This window comes from Arthrobacter sp. P1_D12 (assembly GCF_056406175.1).
Genome location: NZ_JBFUAR010000045.1, coordinates 1 through 6,031, shown reverse-complemented (window position 1 = coordinate 6,031; position 6,031 = coordinate 1). Strand labels below are relative to the sequence as shown.

At 66.3% G+C, this 6,031-nt stretch carries 4 protein-coding genes and 1 pseudogene; all 5 read right to left on the bottom strand.

Features of this window, described 5'->3' with window-relative positions:
- Positions 1-67 precede the first annotated feature (67 nt).
- Positions 68-1,078: an alcohol dehydrogenase AdhP gene (gene adhP, locus AC1DZV_RS21665; protein WP_476952109.1), complete on the bottom strand. Its 1,011-nt coding sequence runs from the start codon at positions 1,076-1,078 to the stop codon at positions 68-70.
- Between the two features lie 260 nt (positions 1,079-1,338).
- A complete protein-coding gene (locus AC1DZV_RS21660; protein WP_043436418.1) occupies positions 1,339-2,628 on the bottom strand; it encodes a GAF domain-containing protein in 1,290 nt (429 codons plus the stop codon).
- Positions 2,629-2,823: 195 nt separating this feature from the next.
- Positions 2,824-4,140, bottom strand: a complete 1,317-nt coding sequence (locus AC1DZV_RS21655) for an ATP-binding protein (protein WP_243178046.1) — start codon at positions 4,138-4,140, stop codon at positions 2,824-2,826.
- Between the two features lie 121 nt (positions 4,141-4,261).
- The gene (locus tag AC1DZV_RS21650) at positions 4,262-5,845 is read right to left on the bottom strand and encodes an amino acid permease (protein WP_476952108.1); all 1,584 of its coding nucleotides are present in this window, start codon (positions 5,843-5,845) and stop codon (positions 4,262-4,264) included.
- A 27-nt stretch (positions 5,846-5,872) separates the two neighbouring features.
- Positions 5,873-6,031 (bottom strand): annotated as a pseudogene (aspA, locus tag AC1DZV_RS21645) (aspartate ammonia-lyase); the annotation flags it as partial.

Here is a 6,031-nt window from a genome sequence, read left to right as displayed (position 1 = left end):
GCGTATCCCCAGGGTGCCTGGGGATACGCCGCCGTCGCAGCCAGCCGGGTTGATCAGTACTTGTTGATCAGTACTTGATGACCACGCGGCCGTCGATCTTGGCATGCTTCATTTCGTCGAGGACAGCATTCACTTCGGAGAGCTCCCTCGTGGAGACCGTGGGGTGGATCTTGCCCTGGGCGTAGAAGTCGAGTGCTTCTTCCAGGTCCTGCCGGGTTCCGACAATTGAGCCGCGGACCGTCAGGCCCTTGAGCACAATCTCGAAGATCGGCGCCGGGAAGTCCCCCGGCGGCAGCCCGTTGAAAACGATCGTTCCGCCGCGCCGGGCCATCCCGATGGCCTGCCCGAACGCTGACGGGTGCACTGCCGTGACCAGGACTCCATGACATCCTCCGGTTTCGCGCTGGATAACTTCGACGGGGTCTTCGTGCAGGGCGTTGACGGTCAGTTCGGCGCCGTGCTTCTTGGCCAGGGCCAACTTGTCATCGGCAATGTCCACCGCAGCGACCCGCAGCCCCATGGCGACGGCGTACTGGACAGCGATGTGCCCGAGTCCGCCGATCCCGGAGATGGTGACCCACTGGCCCGGCTTGGCCTCGGTCATCTTCAGGCCCTTGTAGACGGTCACGCCGGCGCAGAGCACGGGTGCGATTTCCACCGGGTCCGAACCGGCCGGAATGCGGGCGGCAAACCGGCTGTCGACCAGCATGTACTCGCCGAAGGAGCCGTCGACGCTGTAACCGGCGTTCTGCTGCGCCTCGCACAGGGTTTCCCAGCCAGTGCGGCAGTACTGGCAGTCGCCGCAAGCGGACCAGAGCCACGCGTTGCCGACCAAATCGCCGATGGCCAGATCGGTGACGCCCTCGCCGACGGCGACGACCTCGCCCACGCCTTCGTGGCCGGGAATGAAGGGCGGTGACGGCTTGACCGGCCAGTCTCCCTCCGCGGCGTGCAGGTCGGTGTGGCATACGCCGGTGGTGAGGACCTTGACCAGGGCCTCTCCGCGTCCCGGCACGGGAACGGGCAGGTCCTGGATCTGAAGATCCTTGCCGAATTCGGTAACTACAGCTGCTCTCATCGTCGTCATTGTCGATATTCCTTCGTCGTTTGTAGCCGCAGCAAATAATGCGCAGGCATGAGTTTGAACGTCACTCCAGAAGCCGGGCGTGATGCCCGTTGTCCGCCGAAAGCCTCACCGGGGGTGCGGGTGAGGCCCGCGGATTGTCAGGGTGTGGATAACCCAACCATCGCTGGCACTTGTGCTGAGCAGGATGATGGCCGCTGCCTAAAGCCTAGGGAAGGGAGGGTTGCGACGAGGTTGCAGTCTTGTGAGTCAGGTCACCTTGGCTGGTGAGTTCCGAGTTCGGCTTCCAGGCGCTCGATGTCGGCCACCACCCCAGCCCTCTTAGGGGAGCGGGGCGGCAGCAGCTTCAGCGCCGCCATCCGGACGGCAATGTCATCGCTCGCTTCGGGAAGTTCCGCATACTGGAGCAGGGCTTCCGCGCTGCCGTCCGTTAGGACCGCCTCCCGAAGGAGTGTGGAGACGCGCCTGCGCAGCGTCACCACACCCGGAGCCTCGGAGCGAGGCAACACCGGTCCGCGATAAATCTCCAGGGCGACTCGGTGTGCCCCGCGCTGGAGGCAACTGAGAACCTGTCCGGCGTCCGGCAGCACGTCCACGATGAGTCTGTAGGGCCGGGATTCCGGTACGGCGGCAGGATTGAACTGCTGCAGGACTTTTCTCAACCGGACCATCTCCGCCCGAAGTGTCATGGCTGGGACTTCCCCGAACAGCATGCCGCCCAGCTCTTCGCCGCTGAGACCATCCGGATGGATGCTCAGCAGGGCCAGAATCTCACTGTGCCGTGGAGACAGCGATACTGTTCTTCCTTCGATGCTGAGCAGCGCGTGGTCGCGGCCGAGCAGTTGCAGGCTGTTGCGATAGAGGCTCCGGGCCGGGCTGCCGGGAACGGTTCTGGGCCTTGCGGCGGACGCGGGCTCTCGCCGCCGTGCGAGCCGGTCGCGTTGCGCAGCGGCCAGCAGGAGACGCTCCACGTGCAGCTGCGCCTGCGCGGCCGCGACCGCAGCCTCTACGAGGGAAAGCGTGTGCGGGGCGACTGCCATCTCGGTGCCGGTGATATCCAGGACTCCGATCACGGCGCCGGTGTCTGGATCACGGAACGGCACGGCCGTGCAGCTCCACGCGTGAACAGCCCGGTTGAAATGCTCGGGACCGGAGACCTGGAGGCTGCGGCCCAGTGCCAGGGCGGTTCCAGGAGCGCTCGTGCCCACGCTGGCCTCGGACCAGTCCGCGCCCTCAACGAACATCATGCCCTCGGCACGCCGGCGCAGGGCAGCGTCCCCGTCGACCCACAGGAGCCGGCCCAGCTCATCCCCGACAGCCACGAGCAACCCTTGGTCGGAACTGGGCTGAATCAGCAGCTTGTTAATCACCGGCATGATCGACGCCAGCGGATGGCCGCGACGGTACTCCTCAAGGGCTTCTCCATCGAGGAGTACCGAGGACGGCGGCATGTCAGGGTTGGCCTGCAGCCGGAGCGAACGCTTCCAGGATTCTTCAATGATTCTGCGAAGCGGACCCGTCCCGGACCTGATGCTGAGCTGCATCGATGCTGTGACACGCCTGGCAGCAGATTGCGCCGGCTCGGTCGCCGGGTTTGGGGATAGCGACCGGGGACTACGCACGGTGGCTCCAGTGTCGACAAACAGGAGTGGGGTCCAAGTGGCCCCAATCACAAGGATACCGCCGCTGTGTGCCTTGATCGCGGCCTGGCCCCATCACAAACTGCTGGCGGAGTCCATCTAGACGCGTCCCAGGGCGTCGATGTCCTCGAGGAACTGCTGGTGCACTTCATCGCTGACCGTTGTCCGGGTGTCCGCGATCGCGTCGAGGTAGTCCTGGGTCGAGGGGCCCTTCCGGACCGCCTCGCGGACTGAGGCGCTGCCGCTGGACGCCGCGCCGCCGTCGTCGTACACCGCCTTTTCCAGCGCCCGCTGGGAGGCGCTGCGGGCCGCGTACTCGATGTCCGCGGGGGAGAAGCCCTCGGTACGGTCCACCAGGAGCTCGACGTCGACGTCGTCCACCACGGCAACGGGGATGAAGCGCTGCCACATGGCCTCCCGGGCCTGCCGGTCCGGCAGGCCGATCGGGATGACGTAATCGAACCGGCCGTGCCGCAGGAACGCCGAATCCAGGGCGCGGATGAAGTTGGTGGCGCAGACCAGGAGCCGGCCGGGCTGCTCGCGGAAGGCGGGGATGATCTTCAGGAGCTCGTTCGTGACGCCCTGCAGGGGAGAGGGCGGTTCGCCCGAGCGCTGCGCGGCGATCTCCTCGACCTCGTCGATGAAGACCACCGCGTGCTCCAGTTCGGCGATTTCCAGGAACGTCTCGCGCAGCGCCCCGGCCAGCCCCTTCGGATCGGCGGCCAGCCGGGAGGGGAAGACCTCCACGAACGGCCACTCCAGCCGGGACGCGATCGCCTTCGCAAACGTCGTTTTGCCGGTACCGGGAGGGCCGAAGAGGACCACGGCGCGCGGCGGCACCACACCGTATTCGTCGGCGAGGTCTGCCTCCGCGAGCGGAAGGACCAGCCGGCGCTCCAGGAGTTCCTTTTCCAGGCGCATGCCTGCGACGTTCTCCCACAGGTCACGGGCCAGGATGCGGCCGCCAAGCAGGCTGAGGGGTTCCAGTTCCTGGCGCTGGACCGGGATCTTCCGTTCGAAGTAGCGCAGGTTCTTCTTCAGCGCGAAGCCGCGGCCCAGGAACGCCTCCACCCGGGTTTCGGATTCCGGCATCAGGGCCGAGAGCTTGTTGAGCCCGTGCGGTGCCATCCGGTTCTCGACCGCGGCCAGCAGCGAGGTGCCGATTCCGCGGCCCCGGAATTCGGGCAACGTGGCCAGGAAGACGATCCAGCCCTGGTCATGGGCGGCCCGTCCGACGGCGGCACCCACCACCTGCTCGCCCTGCACCGCGACGACGGCGTGGTCCTTCTCGCAGGAGGCGAGCACCTCGGAGAGGGCGTAGACGGGCTCGACATTTGATTCCTTGAGGGACTCCCAGAGGTGCAGGATGCCGTCGAGGTCGGCCGAATGGAAATCCCTGATCCGCCAATTGGTCATGAGCTGTCTCCCGGGTGGTTCGTCGCTGAGCCATGTTGAGTCTGTCCGCTGAGCATATGCGAACCGGCCGCAGGAGAGGTTGCGGGGACGTTGCGTTACGCGGAGGCGGACTGCCGGGATGTTACTCCGAATCCCCGCCGGTCCCACGCACGGGTCGGTTGGCCACGAGCGGATACGGGCCGGTGAACCCGTCGCGGACGGCGGCGATCTCCAGGATGCGGTGCCGGCAGAGGCGCCAGCCGAGCATCAGCAGCGGGATGATGACCGCGAGGGAGGCGATGGTCCACGTTCCGACTGGCGAGTCGAAGGCCATGAGGACCAGCACCGCCAGGAGGAAGGCCAGGGTGATCCAGCCCGTGACGGGTGCGCCCGGCATGCGGAACGCGGGCCGGAGCAGTTCCCCGCGGGCTGCGAGCCGGGCGAGCTGCATCTGGCAGAGGACGATCATGGCCCAGGTGCTGATGATGCCCAGCGATGCGACGTTCAGGACGATCTCGAAGGCCTCGGCCGGGACCACGGCGTTCAGGATCACGCCCAGGACAGCCACTGCGGCAGTGAGGGCGATGCCGCCGTAGGGGACACCGGACTTATTCATCCGGCCTGCGAATTTCGGCGCGGAACCGGAAATGGACATCGAGCGCATGATCCGGCCGGTGGAGTAAAGGCCTGCGTTGAGCGAGGACAGCGCCGCGGTAAGAACCACGAGGTTCATGATGGCGTCCACGCCGTCGACCCCGATGGAGCCGAAGAATGTCACGAAGGGGCTTTCGCCGGCCTTGTAGGAGCTGTAGGGCAGCAGCAGGGAGAGCAGCACGAGCGAGCCGACGTAAAACACCGCGATGCGCACGATCACCGTGTTGATGGCCCGCGGCATGATCTTTTCGGGGTTTTCGGTCTCGCCGGCGGCGGTGCCGATCAGTTCGATCGAGGCGTAGGCGAACACGACGCCCTGCATCACCACGATGGCCGGCAGCAGGCCATTGGGGAACATGCCGCCGTTGTCCGCGATGAGGCTGAAGCCGACTTCCTGCCCGGCCACGGGCGTGCCGAAGATGACGAAGTAGATGCCGACGAGCAGGAAGGACACGAGCGCCACGACCTTGATGAGCGCGAACCAGAATTCCAGCTCGCCGAACACCTTGACGCTGATCAGGTTCAGGCCCAGGACCAGGATCAGGGCCGCCAGGGCCCAGGTCCACTGCGGCACGTCGGCGATGGGCGCCCAGTATTTCTTGAAGAAGTTCATGTACAGCGCGACGGCGGTGATGTCCACGATCGCGGTCATGGCCCAGTTCAGCCAGTACAGCCAGCCGGTGACGAACGCGGCCTTCTCGCCGAAGAATTCGCGGGCGTAGGACACGAACGAGCCGGACGAGGGCCGGTGCATCACGAGTTCGCCGAGCGCGCGCAGGATCATGAAGGCGAAGAACCCGCAGACGGCATAGCTGATGATCAGGGCCGGACCGGCGGTGGCGAGCCGGCCGCCGGCGCCCATGAACAGGCCGGTGCCGATGGCGCCGCCGATCGCGATCATCTGGACCTGCCGGGGTTTCAGGCCTTTGTGGTAGCCCTGGTCCTCGGCGTGGAGCGCAGCTCCCGAGGCGTGGGCATGAGCCGGAATGGTGTGGTCGGTGACGGCGGATTGTTGCTGGGTCTGCTGTCGAGCGGGCAGTTTTTGGGCGCGGGCAGTGTCAGGAGAAGTCATGGGGGTCCTTCGGGGTTCGGAGGGGCGCTACTTGCTCAGGTTGGCCAGGCGGTGCGGGCTGAGGAGCTCGGTGAGCTGCTCGTCGGTGAGCAGGCCGTGTTCGAGCACTAGTTCCGCGACGCCCTTGCCGGTGGCGAGGGCTTCCTGGGCGATGGCCGTGGCTGTGGCGTAGCCGAGTTGCGGGTT

Bases quoted from the DNA above. Each gene is read 5' to 3' on its own strand.
- adhP (WP_476952109.1), bottom strand. From the start codon at position 1,078: ATGAGAGCAGCTGTAGTTACCGAATTCGGCAAGGATCTTCAGATCCAG.
- AC1DZV_RS21660 (WP_043436418.1), bottom strand. From the start codon at position 2,628: ATGCAGCTCAGCATCAGGTCCGGGACGGGTCCGCTTCGCAGAATCATT.
- AC1DZV_RS21655 (WP_243178046.1), bottom strand. From the start codon at position 4,140: ATGACCAATTGGCGGATCAGGGATTTCCATTCGGCCGACCTCGACGGC.
- AC1DZV_RS21650 (WP_476952108.1), bottom strand. From the start codon at position 5,845: ATGACTTCTCCTGACACTGCCCGCGCCCAAAAACTGCCCGCTCGACAG.